This is a genomic window from Massilia soli (genome assembly GCF_016809835.1).
Taxonomy (GTDB): domain Bacteria; phylum Pseudomonadota; class Gammaproteobacteria; order Burkholderiales; family Burkholderiaceae_D; genus Telluria_A; species Telluria_A soli.
Map to the genome: position 1 here is coordinate 113,010 of NZ_JAFBIL020000003.1, position 24,417 is coordinate 137,426.

At 64.2% G+C, this 24,417-nt stretch carries 21 protein-coding genes; 13 read left to right on the plus strand and 8 right to left on the minus strand.

The features are described from left to right. Nucleotides 1-16 precede the first annotated feature (16 nt). Nucleotides 17-691, plus strand: coding sequence for a hypothetical protein (locus I4X03_RS08030; protein WP_223467702.1), 675 nt, complete (start codon nt 17-19; stop codon nt 689-691). A 2-nt stretch (nt 692-693) separates the two neighbouring features. Beyond that, entirely contained in the window at nt 694-1,227 is a 534-nt protein-coding gene (locus tag I4X03_RS08035; RefSeq protein WP_223467703.1) for a FlgO family outer membrane protein, read from the plus strand. Nucleotides 1,228-1,251: 24 nt separating this feature from the next. Here the strand turns inward: I4X03_RS08035 and I4X03_RS08040 are convergent, their stop codons facing one another. Next, entirely contained in the window at nt 1,252-2,988 is a 1,737-nt protein-coding gene (locus tag I4X03_RS08040; RefSeq protein ID WP_223467704.1) for a GGDEF domain-containing phosphodiesterase, read from the minus strand. Between the two features lie 272 nt (nt 2,989-3,260). On the opposite strand from I4X03_RS08040, the gene I4X03_RS08045 reads away from it, so the two are divergent. Next, nucleotides 3,261-5,246 (plus strand): OPT family oligopeptide transporter, encoded by a 1,986-nt coding sequence (locus I4X03_RS08045; RefSeq protein ID WP_223467705.1) that lies wholly within the window; start codon nt 3,261-3,263, stop codon nt 5,244-5,246. Between the two features lie 203 nt (nt 5,247-5,449). Further along, the gene (locus I4X03_RS08050; protein ID WP_223467706.1) at nt 5,450-5,914 is read left to right on the plus strand and encodes a cache domain-containing protein; all 465 of its coding nucleotides are present in this window, start codon (nt 5,450-5,452) and stop codon (nt 5,912-5,914) included. 33 nt (nt 5,915-5,947) lie between these two features. Here the strand turns inward: I4X03_RS08050 and I4X03_RS08055 are convergent, their stop codons facing one another. Next, a complete protein-coding gene (locus I4X03_RS08055; RefSeq protein ID WP_223467707.1) occupies nt 5,948-6,343 on the minus strand; it encodes a RidA family protein in 396 nt (131 codons plus the stop codon). A gap of 129 nt (nt 6,344-6,472) precedes the next feature. On the opposite strand from I4X03_RS08055, the gene I4X03_RS08060 reads away from it, so the two are divergent. Next, nucleotides 6,473-7,390, plus strand: a complete 918-nt coding sequence (locus I4X03_RS08060) for a LysR family transcriptional regulator (protein ID WP_223467708.1) — start codon at nt 6,473-6,475, stop codon at nt 7,388-7,390. 14 nt (nt 7,391-7,404) lie between these two features. Here I4X03_RS08060 and I4X03_RS08065 read toward each other — a convergent pair whose 3' ends face one another. The 3 genes from I4X03_RS08065 to I4X03_RS08075 are packed head-to-tail and all read right to left on the minus strand — an operon-like array spanning nt 7,405 to nt 9,202. Beyond that, nucleotides 7,405-7,944, minus strand: coding sequence for a response regulator transcription factor (locus tag I4X03_RS08065; protein WP_223467709.1), 540 nt, complete (start codon nt 7,942-7,944; stop codon nt 7,405-7,407). Beyond that, nucleotides 7,941-8,723 carry a sensor histidine kinase gene (locus I4X03_RS08070; protein WP_223467710.1) on the minus strand — a complete coding sequence of 261 codons (783 nt, stop codon included), beginning with the start codon at nt 8,721-8,723 and terminating at the stop codon, nt 7,941-7,943. Before I4X03_RS08070 ends, I4X03_RS08065 begins: the two co-directional genes overlap by 4 nt. Next, nucleotides 8,690-9,202 (minus strand): hypothetical protein, encoded by a 513-nt coding sequence (locus I4X03_RS08075; RefSeq protein ID WP_223467711.1) that lies wholly within the window; start codon nt 9,200-9,202, stop codon nt 8,690-8,692. The genes I4X03_RS08070 and I4X03_RS08075 overlap by 34 nt, the downstream gene beginning before the upstream one ends. Before the next feature lie 129 nt (nt 9,203-9,331). Here I4X03_RS08075 and I4X03_RS08080 point away from each other — a divergent pair, with 129 nt between their 5' ends. The 4 genes from I4X03_RS08080 to I4X03_RS08095 all read left to right on the plus strand — a co-directional run bounded on the left by I4X03_RS08080 (nt 9,332) and on the right by I4X03_RS08095 (nt 14,299). Then, a complete protein-coding gene (locus I4X03_RS08080; RefSeq protein WP_223467712.1) occupies nt 9,332-10,702 on the plus strand; it encodes a cytochrome ubiquinol oxidase subunit I in 1,371 nt (456 codons plus the stop codon). Between the two features lie 9 nt (nt 10,703-10,711). After that, entirely contained in the window at nt 10,712-11,734 is a 1,023-nt protein-coding gene (locus tag I4X03_RS08085) for a cytochrome d ubiquinol oxidase subunit II (protein WP_223467713.1), read from the plus strand. A gap of 98 nt (nt 11,735-11,832) precedes the next feature. Further along, nucleotides 11,833-12,252: a hypothetical protein gene (locus I4X03_RS08090; RefSeq protein WP_223467714.1), complete on the plus strand. Its 420-nt coding sequence runs from the start codon at nt 11,833-11,835 to the stop codon at nt 12,250-12,252. A gap of 274 nt (nt 12,253-12,526) precedes the next feature. Continuing rightward, on the plus strand, nt 12,527-14,299 hold the full coding sequence (locus I4X03_RS08095) for a DUF885 domain-containing protein (RefSeq protein WP_223467715.1): 1,773 nt from the start codon (nt 12,527-12,529) through the stop codon (nt 14,297-14,299). A 42-nt stretch (nt 14,300-14,341) separates the two neighbouring features. Here I4X03_RS08095 and I4X03_RS08100 read toward each other — a convergent pair whose 3' ends face one another. After that, the gene (locus I4X03_RS08100) at nt 14,342-15,535 is read right to left on the minus strand and encodes a PepSY-associated TM helix domain-containing protein (RefSeq protein ID WP_223467716.1); all 1,194 of its coding nucleotides are present in this window, start codon (nt 15,533-15,535) and stop codon (nt 14,342-14,344) included. 149 nt (nt 15,536-15,684) lie between these two features. Between I4X03_RS08100 and I4X03_RS08105 the strand changes: the two genes are divergently transcribed. The 4 genes from I4X03_RS08105 to I4X03_RS08120 all read left to right on the plus strand — a co-directional run bounded on the left by I4X03_RS08105 (nt 15,685) and on the right by I4X03_RS08120 (nt 22,663). Next, nucleotides 15,685-17,811: a TonB-dependent receptor gene (locus I4X03_RS08105; protein ID WP_223467717.1), complete on the plus strand. Its 2,127-nt coding sequence runs from the start codon at nt 15,685-15,687 to the stop codon at nt 17,809-17,811. 123 nt (nt 17,812-17,934) lie between these two features. Continuing rightward, nucleotides 17,935-19,491 (plus strand): ATPase domain-containing protein, encoded by a 1,557-nt coding sequence (locus I4X03_RS08110; RefSeq protein WP_223467718.1) that lies wholly within the window; start codon nt 17,935-17,937, stop codon nt 19,489-19,491. After that, entirely contained in the window at nt 19,488-20,720 is a 1,233-nt protein-coding gene (locus tag I4X03_RS23305) for a sensor histidine kinase (RefSeq protein ID WP_223467719.1), read from the plus strand. The genes I4X03_RS08110 and I4X03_RS23305 overlap by 4 nt, the downstream gene beginning before the upstream one ends. Nucleotides 20,721-20,890: 170 nt before the next feature. Then, nucleotides 20,891-22,663 carry a M4 family metallopeptidase gene (locus I4X03_RS08120; RefSeq protein ID WP_223467720.1) on the plus strand — a complete coding sequence of 591 codons (1,773 nt, stop codon included), beginning with the start codon at nt 20,891-20,893 and terminating at the stop codon, nt 22,661-22,663. Here I4X03_RS08120 and I4X03_RS08125 read toward each other — a convergent pair. Both I4X03_RS08125 and I4X03_RS08130 read right to left on the minus strand, forming a co-directional pair. Then, complete coding sequence (locus I4X03_RS08125) at nt 22,647-23,387, minus strand: M23 family metallopeptidase (protein ID WP_223467721.1); 741 nt, start codon at nt 23,385-23,387, stop codon at nt 22,647-22,649. The genes I4X03_RS08120 and I4X03_RS08125 overlap by 17 nt on opposite strands. Before the next feature lie 23 nt (nt 23,388-23,410). Beyond that, nucleotides 23,411-24,394 carry a L,D-transpeptidase family protein gene (locus I4X03_RS08130; protein WP_223467722.1) on the minus strand — a complete coding sequence of 328 codons (984 nt, stop codon included), beginning with the start codon at nt 24,392-24,394 and terminating at the stop codon, nt 23,411-23,413. Nucleotides 24,395-24,417: the final 23 nt, after the last annotated feature.

A 24,417-nucleotide genomic window follows, 5' to 3' on the forward strand; every position in this document is an offset into this window, starting at 1 on the left:
CACGAACGAGGAAGAGATGGCTATTCGAAGCGGTATCGCATTGTTGGGCGCATTGTTGATGGCGGGCTGCGCCACGCCGTATTCGCCGGTGCCTCTGGCTACCAATTACCCGACATCGAACCAGGCGAAGGCGCAGGCGGCGGCGCACTGGATGGCGATTACTTCGCATATCGAGAAGACGCTCCTGCCGACGCTCAAAGGCACGCCGAGCCGCAGCCTGTACGTCGCGCCGGGGCAGGCTAGCGCTTTCAACCAGGCAGTCCGCGGGCAGTTGATCACCGCGCTTGTGCAGGACGGGCAGCTGGTGTCGAAACATGCCGGTGGCGCGCTGACGATCGACATCGATACCCAGGTCGTCGAATTTTCTCGTCACCGTCCGCAATACAAATTCAGCGGCGAGCGCAGCGCCATCGCGGCCGGCGCCTGGGTGATCACCGGAATCGACCATACCAATCCGTGGCTGGCAACTGTGGCCATCGCCGGGTACGACGCATATTCCTGGTTCCATTCGCAGTTTGCGCCAGGGCCGACCCCGAAGACCGAGATCATCGTGACCGTGTCGGTTTCCGATGCACAGCGCTATATCGCCCGTTCGACCTCGGTCTATTACGTGACCGACAGCGACCGCAACCTGTACGGCGCGGCAGACGGCCAGGCCACGACCAAGACCTTCATGGTCCAGGGAGGCTGAACATGAACAAACATCGACTCGCCATCGCCGTGCTGGCATTGCCCCTGCTGTTGGGCGGCTGCGCCATCAAGGACCCTTCGCTCGGTTCCCCCGATGCAATCATGAACGTCAGCTACAAGGCGGGCGACGCCTTGCTGGCGCAGTTGAGCGGCAAGCTGGCCCAGGACAAGCCATTGCTGATGGCAACCATCGTCAACATCGATGCGCTCGATCAGAGTTCGACGCTTGGCCGCCTGCTGTCGGAGCAGATGACAACACGGTTGGTACATGGCGGTGTGAAAATGGTGGAAATGAAGCTGAGGAATAACGTCTACCTGAAACGCAATACGGGCGAGCTGATGCTGACGCGCGAAATTGGCGAGGTCGCAATGGCGCATCGCGCGCAGGCAATCGTGGTTGGCTCCTATGCAGACAGTAATGAATTCGTTTTCGTTAACCTGAAGGTGATTGAGCCGACCAACAATTTTGTCTTGGCGGGTTACGACTTCGTGCTGAAGAAGGATCGCGTTGTGCGCTCAATGCTGTCGCAGCCCTGATCGCACGGCCAGCGCCAGGCTGATTCAGGCAGGAGCCGCGATCGAACCTTCCACCAGTTGATCGCGCAGCTTGTCGATGCCTGCCGCCTGAAACCCTGCAGGCCATTGAAGCAGCAAATCCATCACGCTTGCCGACGGTATCGCTTTGCCGAAGTACCATCCCTGGATCAGTGGCAATGCCTGCTCAGACAGCCAGCGTACGTCATTGGCGTCTTCCACGCCTTCGCATACCAGTTCAAGGTTGAACAGCCTGGCGATCTCGCCTAATGTGCGCATCAGCCCGGAGAGTACCGGGCTGCTGCTGACGCCCTGGACGAACTGGCGGTCGATCTTGATGCGGTCGCAAGGTACCTGGCGGACGGTTTCCAGGTTGGCGTGGCCGGTCCCGAAATCATCGATGGCAATGCGCCAATTCAGCGCCCTCAAATGCCCAAGCATGCTGGCCAGCGCAGCCACGTCAGCGCATTGCGTCTCCGTGATCTCGCATTCAAGGTATTCGCCGGGAATGTCGTGCAGGTCCATGATCGAGGCGACCGAGCCGGCGAAGTTGGTTTCAAACAGCGTGCTGCGAGAAAAATTGAGCGCGACCGGCGTCACCATCACGCCGCTGTCGAGCCATTCGCGCAAGTCGTGGCAGACCTGGCGCAGCACCAACAGGTCGAGCGCGGCGATCTGGCCGGCTTTCTCGGCCATCGGTATGAATACCCCCGGAACTAACAGCCCATGCTTCGGATGGCGCCAGCGCACCAGCGCTTCCCATCCAATCAAGGCGCTGCTGGCGATATCGACTTGTGCCTGGTAATGCACTTCAAGCGCGCCATGTTCTGGCTTGCCCAGTATGACGTCGCATAGTTCGGACAGCAGAATCGCTTCGTCGACATGCGCCTCGTTGTAACGGCGGATGTCCCACCCGCGATTGACCACGGTAGCGCTGCCGGCGTTCCTGAGCAGTTCCGCGGCGGACCCGTCGGCTGGCGCTGCGGTCCGAATTCCGACCTGCACCTTGGGCCAGTATTGGCGGTTTCCCGGCAGTTCCACGGGCCGCTGCAACAGTTCGACGACGGCATCGATTCTTGCGTCAACGTCGGCGTCGGGCGTCAGTAATGCGAACCCGAAGCGGTCTCCGCCCAGATGGCTTACCAAGGCGCCGGCGCCGGCCCAGGCGACAAGCCGCGCGCCGAGGATGCGCACCAGCGTCTGGGCCACTTGCTCGCCCAACGCGGTCCGCAGCGGCGTGAATGAGCGGATATTGACGTAGCCGACGGTCACCTGCGACAAGCCGGCGTTGATCAGGCTCTGCAGCTGATGCTCGAAAAACGTTTGATTGCACATGCCGGTAACTTCGTCGAAGTACCTTACCTCCAGCGCTTCGGTGGCCAGGTCGGCCAGATCGGCCAGTGCCTCGCGCTGTGCCGCGGTCATTTCCCCGGGACGCAGTCTCATTACCCACAAGGTGCCATGCACCGGCGCCGATCCCAATGTCAGGGGCACGGCCGCGTAATGGCGAAAGTTGCACAGCTGGACCAGTGGATTGACCGCGTAACGCTCGCTCTGGCGCGCGTCAGGAATTTCGAACCAGCGCTGGTCTGCCTCGATCGCCAGGGCGCAGAACGAGGCCGACGTTTCGATGATATTGGTCACCAGTCCGACATGCGACGGCAGCCAGATCCGGTCGGCCTGGAGAATGCTGATGCCCCCGATGTCGGCCTGCAGGCTGTGGATCGCCAGCGACGTCAGGCGCCGCAACCGGTGATCGTCCATGGAGAGCGCTGCATCGCCGGGTAGACGCCCAGGCTGGCGGTTGAACTCGGATGCGATGGGTAGGTTCAAGGCGACCTCGCTAACGTTAACGTAAATCAGCTGTATCGATGATACCCGTACAAAATGCGCGGGTGTTGGTACTTACGGTTTCTCAAGCCACAGTTCGCATCCATCGCCGGCCTTGCATCTGTGACATGGCGCTTGGGAATTTTGCATTAGCCAGTTAAGATCGGTGACTTTTTCAAATACCTATCTTTTCAACAGGAGTGCGGATGACCATATTGGCGCAAGCGGGACCGAAAGAAATCACTGTCCGGGGCATTTTGCTCGGCATTGTCATCACCCTGATCTTTACCGCGGCCCAGGTCTATCTGGGCCTGAAAGTGGGCCTCACCTTCGCCACCTCGATTCCGGCGGCTGTCATTTCGATGGCGCTGTTGTCCGCCTTCCGCGACGCCACCATCCAGGAAAACAATATCGTCCAGACCATCGCCTCCGCGGCGGGGACGCTGGCGTCGGTAATCTTCGTCCTGCCTGGCCTGTTGATGATCGGCTGGTGGGCCAATGTGCCGTTCTGGCCGACCTTCGGCGCCTGCGCCATCGGTGGCGTGCTCGGCGTGATGTACACGGTGCCGCTGCGGCGCGCGCTGGTGTCGCAGTCCGACCTGCCGTACCCGGAAGGCGTCGCCGCCGCGGAAGTGCTGAAGGTCGGCACGTCCTCGCGCAGTGGCGCGGCCGAAGGCAAGGCCGGCCTGATGGCGGTGGTCTGGGGCAGCCTGGCCTCGGCGCTGTTCGCGGCCGCTGCCAGCGCCAAACTGCTGGCAGCCGAAGTCGCGGTCCACTTCAAGGTCGGACAGGGCGCCACCGGCATCGGCGCCGCCAGTTCGCTGGCGCTGCTAGGCGCCGGACACCTGATGGGCATTACCGTCGGCATGGCGATGCTGGCTGGCCTGGTCATCGCCTGGGGCATCCTGGTGCCGGTACTGACCGCAATGGAGCCGTCGGCCGCGCTGTCGGCGGCCGACCACGCCAACAGCATCTGGAGTTCCAAGGTCCGGATCATCGGCGCCGGCGCCATCGGCGCGGCGGCAATCGTGACGCTGGCCGGCCTGGCCAAGCCGGTCATGGGCGGCCTGCGCTCGGCGCTCGAAGCGTCGCGCGCAGCCAAGGTCGAAGGCGCGGTCATCGACCGCAAGGAACAGGATCTGCCGATCTTCATCGTCGGCCTGGTCACCCTGATCATGATGGTGCCGGCGGGCTGGCTGCTGGCCACCTTCCTGCAGGGCGGCGTGCTGGAGAGCCTGTCCTTTTCGCTGGTCGCGGTCGGTGTCGGGTACATCCTGGTCGCGGGCATTTTCGCGGCGGCAGTCTGCGGCTACATGGCTGGCCTGATCGGCTCGTCGAATTCGCCGGTATCGGGCATCGCCATCCTGACCATCCTGGGCGCCTCGCTCAGCGTGGGCATGGTCGGCAAGCACGTGATGGGGCCGGAAGTGGCCCATGCGCTGGTGGCGTTCGCCCTGTTCGTCACGACCGTGGTGTTGGCGGTGGCGGTGATCGGCAACGACAACCTGCAGGACTTGAAGACCGGCCAGCTGGTCGGCGCGACGCCGTGGAAGCAGCAGGTCGCGCTGCTGATCGGTGTGGGCGCCGGTTCGGCTGTCATTCCGCCGGTGCTTGAGTTGCTTAATCGCGCCAATGGTTTTGCCGGCGCGCCGAACCTGCAAGCGATCTCGGATAATCCGCTTGCCGCGCCACAGGCAACCCTGATCTCCACCCTGGCCAAGGGCGTGATCGGCAATGATCTTCCATGGAACCTGGTCATGTACGGCGCGTTGCTGGGGCTGGCCCTGGTGGTGGTCAACTTCGTCGTCAGGTCCGTCAGCAAGAAACGTTACAGTCTGCCGCCATTGGGTGTCGGCCTGGCGATCTACCTGCCGAGCGCGGTCACGGCGCCAGTGGTGGTCGGCGCTGTTGCCGGTTGGATGTTCGAACGCGCGGTCAGTCATGCCACGTGGGGCGAATCGGCCAAGCGCATGGCGGTGCTGATCATGTCCGGCTTCATCGTCGGCGAAAGCTTGTTCAACGTCGCGCTCGCCGGCCTGATCGTTGCTTCGGGAGTTGGCGAACCGTTGGCAATTACCACCGGCTTGAGCGAAGAGGTGCGGATGCTGATCGCCTTGTTCGTTGGCGGCGCCATCGTCAGCAGCCTGTATCGCTGGGCGGCGAAAAGCGCCCGCCGAGTCGAGGCCGTCTGAACGGTCGGCAGGGCGGCGGGCGCAAGCTGAGCCGCCCTGCCTGCGCCGGGACAGAGGGGGCCGCCGGTGGCCGGGGCATCGCTTATTTATTCGCCGTTTCGCGTTGCTAGCCAGCAACGCAATGGTTTTTCGCAAGCCGACAGGGCTATGATGAAGGTGATCCGTTGCCGTGTGGCAATCGGCGAACTTGCCTGGAGAATTGCATGAAACTCGCGAAAACCATCGCTGCTTTGTCATTGTCGATACTGGTATTGCCGTCCCTGTCGTTCGCAGCAGATAAGGGCAGCAAGGATGAAGCAGTCGCGATGGTCAAACAAGCAGCGGCCTTGATCAAAAGCGCAGGCAAGGAAAAAGCATTTGCGGCGATTTCCGATCCAGCCAACAAAGACTTCCACGATCGCGATTTGTATATCTATGTCTACGACCTGAATGGCGTGGCTCTGGCGCACGGCAACAATCCGCGCATGGTCGGCAAGAACCTCATCGACCTCAAGGATGGCGACGGCAAGCCGATGATCAAGAACATGGTCGAGACCGCCAAGTCCGCTGCTGGCAGCGGCTGGGTCGAATTCAAGTGGCCTAATCCCGTGACCAAAGTGGTCGAGCCGAAAGCCGGCTACGTCGAGCGTGTCGACGACATGCTGGTCGGCTCGGGCATCTACAAATAAGTAACGGCGGCGCCCGGCCCGGCTCGCCCGGTTTTAGTCCGGGATCTTGGCGATCACCTTGATCTCGAACTGGAATCCGGCCAGCCATGTCACGCCGACCACGGTCGCTGTCGGGTAGGGCGCTTGGCCCCAGAACTCCTGCCGCACCAGGGCCCAGACCTTTTCGAGCCGCGTTTCGGGGTCGACAATGAACACCGTCACGTCGACAACGTCGGCGAAGCTGCAGTGCGCAGCCTTCAGGACCTCGGTCAGGTTCCTGAAGGCCAGCCGTACCTGCGCTTCCAGGTCGGGTTCGGGCGAGCCGTCTTCGCGGCTGCCTACCTGGCCGGATACAAACAACAAGCCATTCGAGCGAACCGCCGGCGAATAGCCGTGCTGTTCATAGAGCGCATGGCGCCCCGCTGGGGATACTACGTCGCGAACTGTCATTTCCATCTCCTGATTAACTACACCATCCGGTGCACACCGAACTCTAAGGCGCGCTGGCACGCGGATAAACAGGCAATATCGATCAGAACTGTTTGTATAATCCAAACAATCGGGATATTGGAGCAGTCAGTGGACAGGTTTGACGCGATGAAGGCATTCGTTCGAGTGGTCGAGGCGGGCAGTTTCACAAAAGCGGCCGAGACGCTCCACATGAGCCGTACGACAGTGACGCAGCTGGTGCAACAGCTGGAGGCGCGTTTGCGCCTGAAGCTGCTTAACCGCACCACCCGCAAGGTCAACGTCACCGAAGATGGCGCGGTCTATTACGAACGCATCGTGCGGGTGCTGGCGGAGCTCGACGATGCCGAGACCAGCCTGCCGAACGCATCGGCGGCGCCCCGGGGCCAGCTAAGGGTCGATGTGCCGAGCCCGTTCGCGACGATGATCCTGGTGCCGGCGCTGCCGCAATTTCACGCCCGCTACCCCGATATCCAGTTCGACCTCGGCGCCAGCGACCGCAAGGTCGACCTGATTGGCGAGAATGTCGATTGCGTGGTGCGCGGAGGCGAAATCACCGATCAGTCGCTGGTGGCGCGCCACGTCGGCGACCTGCAGTTGGGCGTCTATGCCGCGCCGCTGTATCTGGAGCGGGTTGGCACCCCGGTCCACCCCGCCGAGCTGCAGGATGCGCGCCATCGCATCGTCAAGTACCGCTGGTCGGGCAACGGCCACTTTCCGTACGCGATGCGCAAAGGCGGCGAGAGCGTCAAGATACAGGGCCGGCATGTGCTGGTGATCGACGACGGCAATGCTTACCTGGCCGGCGGCCTGGCCGGGCTAGGCGTGCTGTGGCTGCCCGAGTACATGGCCAAGCCGCATCTCGCCAGCGGCGCGCTGCAGCCGCTGTTCGGCGGCTGGCATATCGATCCGATGCCGATGTATGTGGCGTTCCCGCCGAATCGCCATGTCAGCAAGAAGCTGCGCGTGTTCATCGACTGGATCGTGGAACTGATGGCGCAGCACGGCCCGGTCCAGTCATCCCGGTAGCGGCGCGCCGGCGCTTAGCGTGACGTGGGTTTCTTCGCCAGCTTGCGCTGCAAGGTGCGGCGATACATGTTCAGCGCGCGCGCGGTCGATGAAATATTGCCTTCATGTTCGGCAAGCACGCGCTGGATGTGTTCCCATTCCAGGCGGTCGACCGACAGCGGCACTGCCGGAGCTGCCGTGTCGGCGAGCGGCTCGCCTGGCGCGCTGCCCTGCAGGGCCGACAGGATCGAATCGACATTCGCCGGCTTGGCCAGGTAATCGTCCGCCCCCAGCTTGATTGCCTGTACCGTGGTGGCGATACTCGCGTAGCCCGTCAACACCAGCATGCTGGCGCTTGGCAGCGCCTTGCGCAGCGGCACAATCCACTGCAGCCCCGAATCCTTTTCCAGATGCAGGTCGATCGTCACGAAGTCGAAGGCCGTTGCCGCCGCCGCCTGGAGCGCCTGCTCGCCGGTGTGCGCGACCGTGGTGTCGAACCCGCGCCGCGTCAGCGACCTGGCCAGTGTCGCGGAGAACACCTTGTCGTCGTCGAGGATTAGGAAGGTGGGCTTCATGCCAGCGGAACCGACAGTGCCGCCAGCGTGCCGCCGGCTGCGGGTGACGACAGGCGTAGCGTGGCGCCGATTTGCCGCGCGGTCGCAAACGCCAGCATCAGGCCCATTCCCTGGCCGCCATTCTGGCTGGCGACCTGGTCGTGGCCGAGGCGCTTTAACAGTTCCGCGCTGATGCCCGGGCCACGGTCGCGCACCTCGATGGTGGCGAAGCCGACGTCCACGGCGAGCGACACGGCGATGCCGGTGTCGCCTGGCGCGGCGGCGCGCGCGGCATTGTCGAGCAGGGTCAGCAGTATCTGGCCGACAGCGCTGGTATTGGCAATGACAGCGCCGCTGCGCGGGATGGCAAGGTCGAGCCGCGCGGCCGGATGGCGCAGGCGCCAGCCTTCGATGAACCGTGCCAGCCAGGCATCGACTTGCAGCGCGCTGGCGTTCGGCCCGGCATCGGCGCTGGCGTGCTTGCCGAGCCGGTCGAGCGATGTCTTGCAGGCCGCGATCTGCGTCTCGATGGCGGCGATGTCGTCGCGGAAGGCCACCAGGCTCGGATCCCTGTCCATTTCGTGCCGCAGCTCGCCCGCGATCACCGCAATGGTCGCCAGCGGCGTGCCGATCTCGTGCGCCGCGCTGGCAGCCTGGGTGCCCAGTGCAACGATGCGATCGTTCCGCAGTTGCTGTTCGCGCGCCCGCGCCAGCTGGGCGTCGCGGTCGCGCAGGGTGCTCGACATGCGGCCGACGAACCATGTGATCAGGGCGGCCGAGAGCGCGAAGTTGGCCCACATCCCAGCAGGTGGTAGGACGACGCCCGTTCGGCGGGAAAGATCTGGAGCGGCACATACACGTTCATCATGATCGAATAACCGGCCAGCGCGAAGATGGCGAGCAGCAGCGTATAGCCCCATGGCAGGATCGCCGCCGCGACGGCCAGCGCGGGGAGGTACACCGAGACGAACGGGTTGGTCGCGCCGCCCGAGAAAAATAACAGGCTCGATACCGCCAGCAAGTCGACGAAGAGCTGGGTAAACAGCGTGCCATGCCCGGCCAGGCGCCGGGTCCGCAAGGTCCACCAGGTCCACGCGTTGAAGGCGGCCAGCATCAAAATCACCGTCAACATCGGCGCCAGCGGCAGGTCGATCCCGAGCCACCACCTTGCAGTTGCCACGGCGCTGAACTGGCCGGTGACCGCAATGATACGCATCCACATCAGCCGGCGCAGGATTTCGTGTTGCGGCAGGGCGTTGGGGGCAGGGGAAAAAATCATGCTTTGATTATAACGTCGCGCGCCCGGGCAGTTGCGGGGTGCGACGTTATGACGCATTCCCCGCGCGCGCGTAAGTCCCTATGATTGCTGCAACACTGGATAACACCTGAACGGAATCACACGGAGCCTATGATGGATGACCCTCTCATGCTTGCCCGCATTCAGTTTGCGGCCAATATCACCTTCCATATCCTGTTTCCGACAATTTCGATTGCCCTCGGATGGGTCCTGCTGTTCTTCAAACTCCGGCATAACAAGACCGGCGACATCAAATGGGCCGAGGCCTACCAGTTCTGGGTGAAGATCTTTGCGCTGACATTCGCGCTGGGCGTGGTGTCCGGCATTACGATGAGTTTCCAGTTCGGCACCAACTGGCCCGGATTCATGGAAACGGTCGGTAATATCGCCGGTCCGCTGCTGGCCTATGAAGTATTGACCGCATTCTTCCTCGAAGCGACCTTCCTCGGCATTATGCTGTTCGGCGCGCAGCGGGTATCGAACCGGGTGCATACGCTGGCGACCTGCCTGGTGGCGGGCGGCACCACCTTGTCGGCGTTCTGGATCATCGCGCTCAATTCGTGGATGCATACCCCGGCCGGCTTTGAAATGATCAATGGCCAGGCCCATGCGACCGATTGGGTGGCGATCATCTTCAATCCTTCGATGCCTTACCGCCTGACCCACATGCTGATCGCCTCCGGCCTGACGGTGGCGTTCCTGGTCGCCGGCATCTCGGCGTACCGCTGGCTGCGCCACGACCGCACCGCCTCGACCATGGCGGCGCTCAAGACCGGCGTCGTGCTGGCGGCCTTGCTGATCCCGGTGCAGATCCTGGTGGGCGACATGCATGGCCTGAACACGCTCAAGCACCAGCCGGCCAAGATCGCCGCCATGGAAGGGATCTGGGACACCGAACGCGGCGCGCCGCTGCTGCTGTTCGCCCTGCCCGATGCGGCCGAGCGCGCCAATCGCTACGAGCTCGCCATCCCCAGGGTGGCCAGCCTGATCCTGACCCATGAGCTTGACGGCGAGCTGCAGGGCGTCAATGCGTTCGATGGCAAGCATCCCCCGGTGGCGCCGGTATTCTGGGCATTCCGGGTGATGGTCGGGGTCGGCATGCTGATGCTGGCCACGTCGTGGTTCGCCGCATGGCAGCTGCGGCGCGGCGGCGATATCCAGCCCTGGATCGCGCGCACGCTGATCGCCATGAGCTTTTCCGGCTGGGTCGCCACCGTGGCCGGCTGGTACGTCACCGAGATCGGCCGCCAGCCGTACCTGGTGTATGGCGTTCTGACCACCGCGCAGGCGGCGTCCGCGGTACCTGCGCCGATGATCGCCAGCACGCTGGCGATGTACCTGACGCTGTATGCCGCGCTGATCGTGGCCTATGTCACGGTGCTGTTCCACCTGGCGCGCAAGGCCGGGGCGGGGAAGGGGGCGCAGCCGGTTTATCCCGCGCCCGGTTTGCCTGCGCCGCAATCACAACTGGTGAAATTCTAGGAGCCCCCCATGCCTGACCTGTCCCAACCCGCCGGCTGGCTGCCGCTAGTGTTCCTCGCGCTGATGGGCGTCGCGATGATGGCCTACGTGATCCTCGACGGCTTCGACCTTGGCGTCGGCATCCTGCTGCGGCGCGCCAGCGACCATGATAAAGACACCATGATCGCCTCCATCGGCCCGTTCTGGGATGCCAACGAAACCTGGCTCGTGCTCGGCGTGGGCATCCTGCTGGTCGCGTTTCCGATGGCGCACGGCATCATCCTCGGCGAACTGTACCTGCCGGTCGCGCTGATGCTGGTCGGCCTGATCCTGCGCGGCGTCGCGTTCGACTTCCGGGTCAAGGCGCGGGACGGCCACAAGCACGCCTGGAACATGGCGTTCTATGGCGGCTCGGTGCTGGCCACCTTCGCCCAGGGCGTGATGATCGGGCTCTACATCGTCGGTTTCCAGTACGGTCCGGCGCAGCTGGCGTTTGCGGCGTTCACCGGACTTGCGCTGCTGGCCGGCTACGCGCTGCTGGGCGCCAGCTGGCTGATCATGAAGGCCGAAGGCGATTTGCAGCTGAGGGCAATTGCCTGGGCGCGCGGCAGCATGCTGCTGTGCGCGATGGGCGTGGCCGCGGTGTCGGTGGCGACGCCGCTGGTGAGCCAGCAGATCTTCGATAAATGGTTTTCGTTCCCGGAGATATTGCTGCTCGCGCCGATTCCAGCGGTCACGGCGGCGCTGTTCGTCCTGACCTATCTGATCCTGCGCAAGCTGCCGGCGCTGCTGGCCGCCGATCACCATGCATTTTGCTGGATCCCGTTCGCCGCCACTGTCGGCATCTTCCTGCTGGCGTTTAACGGCCTGGCATACAGCCTGTTCCCCTACCTGCTGGTCGACCGGATGACCATCTGGCAGGCGGCCAGCGCGCCGGAGTCGCTGCAGATCATCCTGATCGGTGTCGTGGTCGTCCTGCCGACCATCATTGGTTACACCGTGTATTCGTACCGGGTTTTCTGGGGCAAGGCACAGCCGCTGAGCTATGCCTGAAACCGGCAAGGTGTTACTTGTGTAAGTGTTTCTCTCAATGAATCGTGCGGACGGTTGAAATCGGTATATTGAACACATAACAACCGAAAGGAACTCTCATGAAAAACGTTCTCTTGTCAGCCGCCGCCGCACTTGTACTGAGCACCGTGTCCGTGGCGCCACCTGCCATGGCGAAGGGCGAAGTGGTCATCGTGCGCGTTGCGCCGCCCGCCGCCCGTCAGGAAAGGGTTCCCGCCGCGCGCCGCGGTTACGAGTGGGCGCCAGGCTACTGGAACTGGACCGGACGTCAATACACCTGGGTAAAAGGCCACTTTGAAAAGGTTCGCCGCGGCCAGTCTTACCAGCGCGCCGAGTGGCGCGAGGGCCCGAACGGCTGGGAATTCAACCGTGGCGGCTGGCGCGCCGGCCAGCGTGACCTGGACCGCGACGGGATCCGCAACCGCGATGACCGCGACCGTGACAATGACGGCGTGCGCAACCGCGACGATCGTCGTCCCAACGATCCGGTTCGGAACTAAGTTGTTGCAACAGAAAACCGGCGCAAGCCGGTTTTTTTTCGCTCTGTCGCCGTGACATGTGGACAGCGGCGTGGCCGCCGTCACGTCGTGCCCGCGCAAGGCGGGCACCCGTCCCAGGGATGCTGGAACCGCCCGACCCCGGTCGGCACCCGGCTGCAGTCTGCATTCCCGCGGCCGGCATGCATATACCGCCGAGCTTGCCGAGTCATAAAGATTGCTTCTATACTCCCCGGCAGTCACAAGCCTCGCTCCCCACACACTGAAAAGGTATTCAATGTCGACATCGAATTTCACCGTCCGCGCTCTGGTCAGCGGCCTGGCGCTGGCCCTGCTGTCGGTTCCGGCCGCCGCCGAACAGCCATGGGTCACCAAGAGCAATGCCAACGCCAAGCTGCTGCTGAACGTGGTGGCGAAGTATTCGCCGGAAGGTGCGAGCGCGCTGGGCGTGGATGGATTCGACGAGCAGATCACCGACCTGTCGCGCGACCTGTACGAGCCAACCAACAAGGACTTGCGCGCCGCGATCGCGGAACTGGAGAAGCGCCTCAAGGCCGAGACCGATCCGAAAGTGAAGCAGGACCTGGAAATCCTGATCGGCAGCGCCCGCGACCAGATGACATCGAGCCGCCTGGAGCGCAAGTACTTCATGCCGTTCAACGACCTGACCCAGACGATTTTCGGCGTGGTCCGCTCGACCCTCGATCCGCGCATTCCAAAGGAACGGCAGAAGACCTTGCTGGTCCGCCTGGAAAAATATGCCGGCCTGGCCAAGGGCCATCGCCCGGCCACCGACCTGGCCAGCGAGCGCCTGCAGGAACGCCTGAAAGCCAACAAGAACCTGCTCGGTCCGTACAAGGGTGAAGTAGAACAAGCCATCAACAACAGCCCGACCCTGATCGCCGGCATGAAGGACCTGCTTGCCAAGAGCGACCTGAAGGGATGGGAGCCAACCTTCGCCGCGCTGGAGAAACAGCTGACCGCGTACAACGCGCACGTGAAAACCACCATCCTGCCGCGCGCGCGCGCCGACCATCGCCTGCCGCCCGAGGTGTACGCCAACAACCTCAAGCAGTTCGGGGTGGATATTCCGCCGCAAGAGCTGATCGCCAAGGCGCTGACCTCGTTTGCCGAGATCCGCAACCAGATGAACATCACCGCTGGCTTGATCGCGCAGGAGCGCAAGCTGCCGGACCCGGATTACCGCGCCGTGATGCTGGAGTTGAAGAAGGAGCAGATCCCGGCCGGACAGGTGATGCCGCTGTACGCCGAGCGCCTGGCGCAGATCGAAGACGCGGTGCGCAAGCAGGACATCGTGACCATGCCGAGCCGCAAGGCGCTGATCCGCCTGGCCAGCCCGGCGGAAAACGCACGCAGCCCGGCGCCGCACATGAATCCGCCACGCCTGATCGGCAACACCGGCGAGTACGGCGAGTTCGTGCTGACCACCGGCATGGCGCCTGATGCCAACGGCAAGTCGCTGGCCTTCGATGACTTTACCCACCAGGCCGGCACGTGGTCGATCACCGCGCACGAAGCGCGTCCCGGCCATGAGCTGCAGTTTGCCAAGATGATCGAGACCGGCGTGTCGACCGCGCGCGCGGTGTTCGCGTTCAACAGCGTCAATGTCGAAGGCTGGGCGCTGTATGCCGAAGCCGAGATGCAGCCGTACGAGCCGCTCGACGGCCAGCTGTTCGCGCTGCAGGCGCGCATGCTGCGCGCGGCCCGCGCCTTCCTCGACCCGATGGTCAACCTCGGCGAAATCTCGCCTGAAGGCGTGAAAGGCTTCCTGATGGATGAAGTGGGTATGTCCGAAGGCATGGCAACGCAGGAAATGCAGCGTTACACCTTCCGCTCGCCAGGGCAGGCCACTTCGTACTTCTACGGCTACCAGCGGCTGATGGAAACCCGCCAGGCTGCCGAAGTGGCCTTGCGCAAGAAGTTCAACCGCAAGGCGTTCAACGACTTCGTGCTGGCCCAGGGCCTGGTGCCGCCGCAATTGCTGCGCAAGGCAGTCATGCAGGAATTCGTGCCGTCACAAAGCAAGTGATTCAGCCGGCGCGGCGCGACCAGCCGCGCCGGGCAGCGCGCTTCAGGCTGCGACCGCCGCAGCCTGCTTGCGGCGCGGCGCCTTCACCGGCTTGCGCAGCTTTAGCCATACCACCAGTCCGGTAACGAAGAACGCCAGCGGCACCAGTCCGAACAGGCTGATGAACACCCGTCCCGCGGTCCCGAACGCTTCCCCGGTATGCAGCGGGAACAGCCAGCTGATGAATTTATCCCCACTCCTGGCCCGCAGCGGATCGATTACCCGCAGCACCGCGCCATTGCCGGAATCGATGCTGATGCGGGTCGCACCCGGACCCATGCGCAGTTCGCCAGGCTGGCGCATGCGCACCTCGAACGGCTGGTTGGGCTTGGCCGGAAACGACAGGCGCGACACGCGCCCCGACGGGAAGGCCGCTTGCGCGGCCGTTACCGCATCGGCCACCGCCACAGCGCCTGTGGCCGCGCTTTGGTTGGCCAGCTTGCCGTTTGGCGTGACGGTCGATACCGCCTTGATGGCCGGCGTGACCCAATCGGGCATGTTGAAATAGACCCCTGAGAACGCGGTCGCCAGCAGCATCGGGGCGGCGAAGAAACCGCCGGCGCGGTGCAGCTGGAAACTGAAGCGTGGCCAGGAGCCGCCGTGGCGTACCGTGACCGCCTTCCAGATCGCCGCGCCTGCCATGCGCGGCCACCACAGCACGATGCCGGTCAGGGTCATCAGCAGCAGCGACACGCCGGTGGCCGCGATGACGATCTTGCCGGCCTCGCCGGCCACCAGGTAGCGGTGAATGTGGAACAGGGTCGGCATCAATAGCGGGCGCGACAACCCGGCTTGGCCCCAGTTGCGCTCGCCCGTCACGGCCAGGCTGGCCGGGTCGACCATCACCTGGCGCGTGACTGCCTGCGTCCATGGCGCGCCATCAGGGGCCGGGGCGGGGCGGTACCACGCGACGAACACATCGCCGGCGCGTTCCGGCAGTTCCAGCATGCTCGGGCGGCCGTAACCCGGATTGGCGGCCAGCACGCCGGTGACCGCCTGCACCAGCGCGCCATCGACCCGCAACGGTTCGCCGGCACGCAGCGGTGGCGGCGGCGCAACGTGCAGCAAGCCGGGATTGAGTATGCTGTCGAGTTCGTGTATCCAGCTCAGCAGCGAGCCGGTCAGTCCCAGTACGACCAGGATGGCGCCGAAGGTGAGGCCGGTCCACAGGTGGACGGTGCGAATCCAATGTTTCATGAGCGGGAAATCAGGAGTGAGGACGCCAGTATAAATGAGAATAATTCTCGATACGCTTGATTCTTCAAATAAGAATCGTTATCATTCGCATTGTACATTGCTCAACAGCAAAAGCCGTTCATTCACCAAGGATTTTTCGCATGCGTTCCATGAAGCCTCTTTCCCGCGCGGTTGCCGCCGCCTGCCTCACCATGTCCGCCAGCGCGTTGGCCCAGCAGGCCGTGGCTACCGGGGAGGGCCAGATGGCCGAAGTCGTCGTCACGGCCACCCGCGGCGAGAAAGCGGTCGACAAGATCCCCGGCGCGATCGCCGTCATCGGCCAGCAGGAACTGGCGACCCAGTACCTGATCGCCGACGATCCGTCGCAGGCGCTGTCGACCTACATCCCAGGCTACGCGCCCAGCCGCCAGAAGATGAGTTCGACGGGCGAATCGCTGCGCGGCCGCCAGCCGCTGATCCTGCTCGATGGTATTCCCCAGTCGAATCCGCTGCGCGCCGGCATGCGCGAAGGCTATTTCGCCGACAGCTACATCATCGAGCGCATCGAAGTCATCAACGGCGCCTCGGCGGTGCAGGGCATGGGCGCCACCGGCGGCATCATCAACTACATCACCAAGTCGCCGCGCACCAGCGGCACCACCCACGGCGTCAACCTGCGTGCGTCGACCCAGTTCCGCTCCGATAACCTCGACTGGAAGACCGGCTATTCGATCAGCCACAAGTCCGGCGATGTCGATTTCCTCGGCTACGCCGCAGTGCAGCGCCGCGGCATGAGCTACGACGGCAATGGCCGCCGCCTCGGCATCGACACCGTCCAGGGCGATACCCTCGACACCCACGGCGACGACCTGTTCGTCAAGGTCGGCAAAACCTTCGGCGACCAGCGCCTGCAACTGTCGCTGAACCGCTTCAACCTGGAAGGCGACGGCGACTACAAGAACGATCCGGGCAGCGTCGCCGAGGGTGTACCGACCAGTTCGCTGCCGGGCGCCCCGGTCGGCGAGGCGCCGCGCAACAAGGTGCGCAGTGCCAGCCTGGATTACCGCCACGCCGACCTGGCCGGCGGCATGTTCAGCGCCCAGCTGTTCGGCCACCAGTTCGCTTCGCTGTACGGCGCCACCCGCGTGGCCACGTTCCAGGATGCGCGCATCGCGCCGAACGGCACCTTGTGGGACCAGTCGCAGATCCTCGCCGACAAGCGCGGCGCGCGCATCACCTATGTGCGTCCCGATACCCTGGTTGCGGGCCTCGAGGCCACCGTCGGCGTCGATTTCTTGCGCGACGATACCGAGCAGCGCCTGGCCATCACCGACCGCACCTGGGTGCCGCTGCTGAAGTTCAACTCGACCGCGCCGTTTGCCCAGCTGGAGTATGAATTCGGCGCGGTCACGGTGCGCGGCGGCGTGCGCCACGAGATCGCCGAACTCGACGTCGACACCTACACCACGCTGGCAGCCTATGGCAGCCGCACGGTCGAAGGCGGTTCGGCCGAGTTCTCGAAGTCGGTCAAGAATATCGGCGCGGTGTGGCGCTGGGCGCCGCAATGGTCGGCTTTCGCTGCCAGTTCCGAGGGCTTCGGCCTGCCGGACGCGGGCCTGGTGCTGCGCGGCGTCAACACGCCGGGACAATCGGTGTCGAGCCTGATCAGCCTGCAGCCCATCGTCACCCGCAACAACGAAATCGGCGTCAACTGGCGCGGCGCCCGCGGCCAGTTCGGCATCTCGCGCTACGACTCGCGCTCGAAGCTGGGCAGCGTGATCCGGATTACCGCGGCCGGAGTCGGCCTGGTGGAGCGCGTGCCGACCACCGTCAAGGGCTGGGAAGTGAGCGGCGAATGGCGCCCGACCCGCGCCGTGTCGGCGTTCGGCAGCTACGCCAAAACGGACGGCAAGACCGCCGCGACCCAGGGCGCGCCGCTGGATATTTCGCTGGGCGCGCGCTCGCAGGGGCCCGACAAGGCGGTGCTGGGCGCCAACTGGAAGTGGATGCCGGCCTCGCGCCTGCGCTTGCAGGCAAGCCACCTGTTCGACCGCGACATCAATATCGGCCGCATGGTCGGCACCAGCCGCCTGGAAGAGCACTTCAACGGCTACACGCTGGTCGACGCGGCGGCCAGCTGGGACACCCGGCTGGGGAAGGTTGGTGTCAGCATCGAGAATTTATTGGACAAGCAATATGTAGGCTATTATTCCCAGTCGGCGGCGGCCACCGATCCGGGCAACACCTACGCGGGCCGCGGGCGCACGCTGGCAGTCAATATCAGCCGTACATTCTAAGTAATGATTTATTATTAGCAATGTAACGTGCCGCACATAGGAAGTAACACTGTTACACTGTTTTCTCATCGGCCGGGCGCGGGCGCCCGCTGTCAAAAACATGTTTGTGTATGAGAGGCAACTGTGGAAACGTTGGTAAAGACGGGCATTATTGGCCTTGACGAGGTATTGCTGGGCGGCGTGCCGCGGAATAATAATTTGCTTGTCGAAGGTGCGCCGGGGTCCGGCAAAACCACGCTGGGACTGGGCTTCATCCATGCGGGCGCGGCCTTGTACAACGAGCCTGGCGCGATCATCTCGTTCGAGCTCGAGCCGCAGAAACTGTTGCGCGACGCCGCCGGTTTCAACTGGCCGATGCAGGACCTGATCGACGCGGGCAAGATCAAGATCATCCAGACCAGTCCGGCCGTGTTGCTCAACGAGTTCCGCTCCAGCGACGGCGTGCTGACCAGCGTGCTGCAGGAACTCGGCGCCAAGCGCCTGCTGATCGACGGCCTGACGCCGATCCGCTTGTACGCCGAAGTGCATGACATTCCGTTCCGCGAAGACGTTCACCTGCTGATCGAAGGCCTGACCCGGCTCGGCGTGACCACCATGGTCACCGCCGAGCAGGACGAGGGCATCGGCGGCGTCTACCCGCACGAACGCTTCGTGTTCGACACCATCGTCTCGCTGACCCGCGAAGAAAAGCAGCGCCGCGTGCACCGCCGCCTGACCGTGCTCAAGTCGCGCGGCCAGGAATTCATCGGCGGCAGCCACACCATGCGCATCGAAAAAGATGTCGGCATCCACGTGTACCGGCGTGCGCAATCGCGCCCGGTCACCTCCGACGACCAGCCGACCTCCAGCAAGCGCCTGTCGACCGGTTCCAAGACCATCGACGCCATGATGGACGGCGGCATCTACGAAGGCTCGGTGACCATGGTCACCGGCATCTCGGGCACCGGCAAGACCGTGTTCGGCGTGCAGTTCCTGACCTCGGCCATCAAGGCGGGCCACAAGGCCCTGCTGGTGAGCCTGGACGAACACCCGCGCCAGCTGATGCGCAACGCCAAGTCGCTCGGCTTCGACATCGAAGGCCATGTCGAGGCAGGCGACCTGTTCGTGCATTACGAGTCGCCGCTCGAGCTGGAACTGGACGTGCACTTCGACCGCATCATCAAGCTGGTCGAGCAGCATGGCATCGACTGCGTGGTGTTCGATTCGGTCGCCGTCTACGAGATGACCAGCCGCGAAGAGGTGGCCGACTACCTGTACGCGCTGGCGACCTTCTTCAAGGACCGCCTGGCGACGATCCTGTTCAACTACGAAAGCCCCGAACTGCTGGGCATTTCGCAGATCAGCGAAGAGCTCAAGGGCTCGCACCTGGTCGACAACATCATCTTGCTGAACTATGTGGAAATTTCGACCCAGCTGCGGCGCGCGATCGCGATTCCGAAAGTGCGCGGCAGCCGCATCCACCAGGTCACGCGCGAGTACCTGATCGGCGAGGGCGGCCTGCTGCTGGTGGACGAGGAGACCGCCGACGAGGCCGGCACCGTGCCGCAACTGCCGTTCTCGTCCTACTACGGCTTGCTGTCGCGGTCGCCGTCGCGCACCAGTCCGAGCATCGAAGTGGCGGTGGCGCATGGAAAGGAACTGCCTGATTCGGCCGAGTTTCCGGTAGAACCTTCGTCGTGATCAGCGTCCACGCAAACGGCGACACGGTGGTTGACTGGGAAGACTGGTCGGCCCCGCTACGCCAGTTTGCGCAGGCCTCCGGCCTGGTGGTGTCGGCCTACGACAACCACGCCAGGCGCCAGACCGGGCCACTGCATTCGTCGCGCACCGCGGCGCTGCTGGCAAGCTCGAACCTGTGGCGCGATGGCGGCCCCGGCGCCTTGCTGGAACAGGAACTGGCAATCCAGGTGCTCGACCACGGCGCCGCGGTCGCCACCACCTTCTGCGACGCCTTGCGCATCAGCGCGATGCCGCTGACCCGGTTCGGCAAAACTTACGGCGTGATCGTGTACGGCTGGAGCTTCCGCGACTTCAGCTCGCCGATGGCCTGCGACCGCATCGCGCGCCAGGTCGGCCTGCTCGGGCACGCCTTATGGGGCGAGGTGCGGCTCGAATCCCCCGTCTCGGATGCCCGCATGGCGGTGCTGACGTCCTTGCTGCGCACGCTGGTCGATTCGACCGACCGCCATCGCGAGGCGATTGCCGAACTCAATCGGGTCAACCGCGCGCGCGAACAATTCCTGGCCACCGTGTCGCATGAAATGCGCACCCCGCTGGCGGCGCTGTCGCTGCGCCTCGAGCTGATGCAGCGCACCATGCCGGACCTGCCCGAAGCGGCCAAGAGCAGCATCGGCATCATGCGCAAGCACGTGGCGCAGGAAAGCCTGATGGTCAACGACCTGATCGACGCCTCGCGCACGCTGACCGGCCAGATGTCGATCGAGCGCCAGCCGGTGTCGCTCGGCCAGGTGCTGCACGACGCCGTGTCGACCGTCGAAATCAATGCCCACGACAAGCAGATCACCCTGCAGGTGACGCCCGCCGATTACGCCGCGCGCGTGCTCATCGAGGCCGACCCCCAGCGCCTCCAGCAAGTGGTGTGGAACCTGCTGCTCAACGCCGTCAAGTTCACCCCGGAGGGAGGACGCATCGTGTTGAAGGTGCGCCAGGAGGCGCGCCACGTGGTGATCGAAGTCATCGATTCGGGGCAGGGCATCGAAGCGCACGACCTCGAGCATGTGTTTGGCGCGTTCAACCTGCAAAAGCAGGGCAACGACTCCGGGCTCGGCCTGGGCTTGTACATCGCCAGGCACATCGTCGAACTGCATGGCGGCACCATCACCGTCACCAGCGCCGGCCTCGGCCACGGCGCCACCTTCTCGATCCGCTTGCCGCTCGGCGCGGCATGATCCTGCGCATCGGCGTTTTTCCTCCTTTGTAATTCGTTGTGCGCGCGCAAGTCGCCGCGCGGATGGGCCTGCTCGGCTTTTGCGACCGGGCAAATCCGACGATCCTGTCTCCGCCACACTGCCAGAGAGCCCAGCGCGTGTGCGCGGCCAGCTGACAATTGGAGAGCGAGATGACAATCAACATGACCCAGGTGGCGGCCGCGATCTGCGCGCTGGCCGTAAGTGGCGCGACCCCGGCATTCGCGGCCCCGGCGATGATGAGCGCCCCGGTGGCCATCGACGCCCAGTCGGCGCTGTCGCTGGTCGCCAAGCTGGCGGCGCACCGCAGCATGCAGGGACTCGACGCCGACCACGGCTATGTCGTCACCAGCCAGCATCCCGGCGTGGAAGGCACGACGGTGGCGCGCGCCAGCCACACCTACAAGGGTGTGCGGGTGTTCGGCTCGGAATCGGTGGTGCTGGTCAATGCGGCCGGGCAGATCCTCAACGAATCGGTCTCCGACCGCCGCCTGTACCTCGGCCGCGGGCCGGCCAACAAGCTTGGCGCGGTGACCGCCAATTTCAGTGTCAAGCCGGTGGTCGCCTCGCAGGCCGCGATCGCGCTTGCGGTGAAGTCGACGGCGCCCAAGGGAAAGCCGCTGGTGGCGCCGACGGCCGAGCTGATCGTGTACCCGATCGTCAAGACCGAGCGCGTGCCGGCCGCGCTGAGCAAGCCGGAAGCCGAACTCAATGCCTTTGACGTCGAGGACGTGGTGGCAGGGTATGAGCTGGCCTGGCTGGTGCGCACCCGCATGGTGGTCGGCAACCAGCCGTTCTATCACGACACGGTGGTGAGCGCGCGCGATGGCCGCATCATCAACCAGTGGAGCATGCTGCAAACCAAGGCGACCGGCGTGGGCAACAGCCAGTACAACGGCGTGGTGCCGCTGTCGACCACCCAGCAGGGCGACACCTACAAGATGATCGACCCGCTGCGCGGCAAGGGCGGGCTGCACGGCGGGCTGGCGGTCACCAACGCCAACCACGGCACCTCGGCCGGCGAGCTGTACGCGCACTGGAGCAATACCTGGGGCGACGGCAAGCAGTTCGTCGAGGGCGGCAGCACCACCGGCGCGAATGGCCAGACCGCGGCCGTCAACGCCATGTGGGGCTTGATGAACACCTACGACATGCTGAAGAACACGCTGGGCTGGCAATCGCTCGATGGCCAGAACAACGCCACCTACATCGCCGTGCACGTCAACACTGCCTACGACAATGCCTATTACAGCGACACCTGCAAGTGCATGTTCATCGGCGACGGTTCGAGCTTCAACAACCTTGGCTCGATCGACGTGGTGGGCCATGAGATGGGGCACGGCGTCACCGCCGCCACCGCGAACCTGCTGTATTTCGCCGAGTCGGGCGGGCTGAACGAATCAGCCTCGGACATCGCCGGCGAAATGGTGGAAGCGTATGCGCGCGCGGGCGGCAGCGGCGCGCAGATCCCGGCGCAAGGCAACGACTGGATGCTGGGAACGGAAATCAGCAAGACCAACACGCCGCTGCGCTGGATGTTCAAACCAAGCAAGGATCGCAGCAGTCCGGATGCCTGGAGCAGCACGCTGAAGCGGATCGATGTCCACTACAGCAGCGGCCCGAACAACCGGATGTTCTTCTTCCTGTCGCAGGGCTCGAACGCCGACAAGGCCAGCGAGCACTACAGCAAATACCTGACCAGGGAGCCGCTCGGCATGAGCGGGATCGGCAACGACAAGGCGTACCGCATCTGGTTCAAGGCGCTGACCACCAAGTTCACCGCGGTGACCAACTACGCCGACGCGCGCAACAAGATGCTGGCGGCGGCGCAGGAACTGTATGGCATGGACAGCAAGGAGGCGACCGCGGTGCAGCGCGCCTATGCCGCCATCAATGTCGGACCGGACGTTAGCGAACAGCCGTAGCTGGCGTCGCCGTGGCTGCGGAAGCCTGGTCGCCCATCAGCGGGTAAGGGTTGACCGGGGTTCCCTTCCACCATTGCTTTTCCGGCGTCAGTTCGAACACCGCGAAGTGCAGGTGCGGGCCGTTCGGATCGGAATTGCCGGTCACGCCGACATAGCCGACCAGGTCGCCGCGCTTGAGCACATCGCCTTCCTTGATGCCATCGGCGTAGCGGTCCAGGTGCGCATAGTAGTACGCATAGGTCTCGGTCGGATCGAACTGGTAGACCGTCAGGCCGCCTTGCTTGCTGTTGAACAGCTTGGCCACTTTGCCATCGGCCGTCGCGAACACCTTGGTGCCCTTGGGCGCCATGATGTCGAGCGCCTCGTGCGTGCGGTCGGTGCCGCGCGGCTGGTTGTAGTTGTCCGAAATGTCGGACGGCTTGATGCCGTCGACCGGGATCATCAGCTTGACGGCCGCGCTGGCGCCCACGCCGTCGACGCTGGCAATGGCCGGCACTGCCGATGCGGCCGGCCGGATCGGCAGGTCCGCTTCATTGAGGTCGGTCGGCACCTCTGGCGCGGCCGGCAAGGCTGCGGCCGGTGGCGGCAACGGCGCTGCCGGCGCGGTCACCGCGGGAGGGACGACAACCGGCGGCGGCGCTTCGGTGCCCACCTTGCGCAGGTAGATGAACAGGGCGATCACGCCAAGCAAGGTGCCACCGATAAATGTCAGGATCCACTTCATTGCCGTCACTCCTCAGGTTGTTATTATTCTTGCAGTTCGACGACCGTGCCCGCACCGACCGATTCGCCCAGTGCCGCGACGCTCCAGTTGGTCATGCGGATGCAGCCGTGCGACTGGGTCTTGCCGATGGTGCGAGGAACCGGCGTGCCATGGATGCCGTAGTGCTCCTTCGACAGGTCGATCCAGGCCACGCCCACCGGGTTGTTCGGGCCCGGCTGGATCTTGGCTTTCTTCTCGCCCGGCTCGGCATCCCAGAACAGCTTCGGGTTGTAGTGGTAGACGGGATTCTTGGACACGCCGTTCACCTTCCAGGTGCCGATCGGCAGCGGGTCGTTGTCGGTGCCGGTCGAGACCGGGTACTGGGCGATCAGTTTGCCGGCGGTGTCGAACAGGCTGAGGGTGCTGTCGGTCTTGTCGACCACGACCTTGCCTGCCTTCGGCAATGGCGCCATGCCCGTGACATTCGGCACCGTGATCTGTTCGCCCGCGCGGAATTCCTTTCCCGGGTTGAGGCGCGCCAGCAGCGCCGGACTGGCGTGGAATTTTTCGCCCAACGCTTCGGCGGCACTGGCGAAGCCAAGCGCCGGCAGCTTGGCTTTGTCGGCCATGTCTTCAGGAATTTCCTGGAAAGGACCGGCGACGTCGGCCTCGGTGATCGTGTACTCGGTCAGGGCCGGGGCCTTATCGGCGTTCAGCGCATCCCAGGTCTTGGTATCGATCATGCCGCTCGGCTGCAAGCCGTTGGCCTTCTGGTAGCCGGCCAGCGCGCGGCGCATGTTGGAGCCGTAGGCGGCATCGATTTCGCCCGGCGAGAACCGCGCGCGCTCAAGCAGGATCTGGGCGCGCAGCATCACCGCGCCTGGCTGCTTGGCCTGGTTGACCAGCTTGCCGGCCGCGTTGACCGACTCGACCGTCAGGCCGGGAGCGGGCGCTGCGGGGGCGGCGTAAGAGGTGGACAATGCGGTCGCGATGGCGACCGCAAGGGATAGTTGTGCGAATTTTTTCATGGGACTCCCGAACTCAATATGAT

Coding starts and splice junctions, on each gene's coding strand:
- I4X03_RS08055 (WP_223467707.1), bottom strand. CDS start 6,343: ATGACAGTTCGCGACGTAGTATCCCCAGCGGGGCGCCATGCGCTCTAT.
- I4X03_RS08080 (WP_223467712.1), top strand. CDS start 9,332: ATGATGGATGACCCTCTCATGCTTGCCCGCATTCAGTTTGCGGCCAAT.
- I4X03_RS08130 (WP_223467722.1), bottom strand. CDS start 24,394: ATGAAAAAATTCGCACAACTATCCCTTGCGGTCGCCATCGCGACCGCA.
- I4X03_RS08030 (WP_223467702.1), top strand. CDS start 17: ATGGCTATTCGAAGCGGTATCGCATTGTTGGGCGCATTGTTGATGGCG.
- I4X03_RS08105 (WP_223467717.1), top strand. CDS start 15,685: ATGAAGCCTCTTTCCCGCGCGGTTGCCGCCGCCTGCCTCACCATGTCC.
- I4X03_RS08050 (WP_223467706.1), top strand. CDS start 5,450: ATGAAACTCGCGAAAACCATCGCTGCTTTGTCATTGTCGATACTGGTA.
- I4X03_RS08040 (WP_223467704.1), bottom strand. CDS start 2,988: ATGGACGATCACCGGTTGCGGCGCCTGACGTCGCTGGCGATCCACAGC.
- I4X03_RS08090 (WP_223467714.1), top strand. CDS start 11,833: ATGAAAAACGTTCTCTTGTCAGCCGCCGCCGCACTTGTACTGAGCACC.
- I4X03_RS08035 (WP_223467703.1), top strand. CDS start 694: ATGAACAAACATCGACTCGCCATCGCCGTGCTGGCATTGCCCCTGCTG.
- I4X03_RS08095 (WP_223467715.1), top strand. CDS start 12,527: ATGTCGACATCGAATTTCACCGTCCGCGCTCTGGTCAGCGGCCTGGCG.
- I4X03_RS08065 (WP_223467709.1), bottom strand. CDS start 7,944: ATGAAGCCCACCTTCCTAATCCTCGACGACGACAAGGTGTTCTCCGCG.
- I4X03_RS08075 (WP_223467711.1), bottom strand. CDS start 9,202: ATGATTTTTTCCCCTGCCCCCAACGCCCTGCCGCAACACGAAATCCTG.
- I4X03_RS08125 (WP_223467721.1), bottom strand. CDS start 23,387: ATGAAGTGGATCCTGACATTTATCGGTGGCACCTTGCTTGGCGTGATC.
- I4X03_RS08100 (WP_223467716.1), bottom strand. CDS start 15,535: ATGAAACATTGGATTCGCACCGTCCACCTGTGGACCGGCCTCACCTTC.
- I4X03_RS08045 (WP_223467705.1), top strand. CDS start 3,261: ATGACCATATTGGCGCAAGCGGGACCGAAAGAAATCACTGTCCGGGGC.
- I4X03_RS08120 (WP_223467720.1), top strand. CDS start 20,891: ATGACAATCAACATGACCCAGGTGGCGGCCGCGATCTGCGCGCTGGCC.
- I4X03_RS08070 (WP_223467710.1), bottom strand. CDS start 8,723: ATGTGGGCCAACTTCGCGCTCTCGGCCGCCCTGATCACATGGTTCGTC.
- I4X03_RS08085 (WP_223467713.1), top strand. CDS start 10,712: ATGCCTGACCTGTCCCAACCCGCCGGCTGGCTGCCGCTAGTGTTCCTC.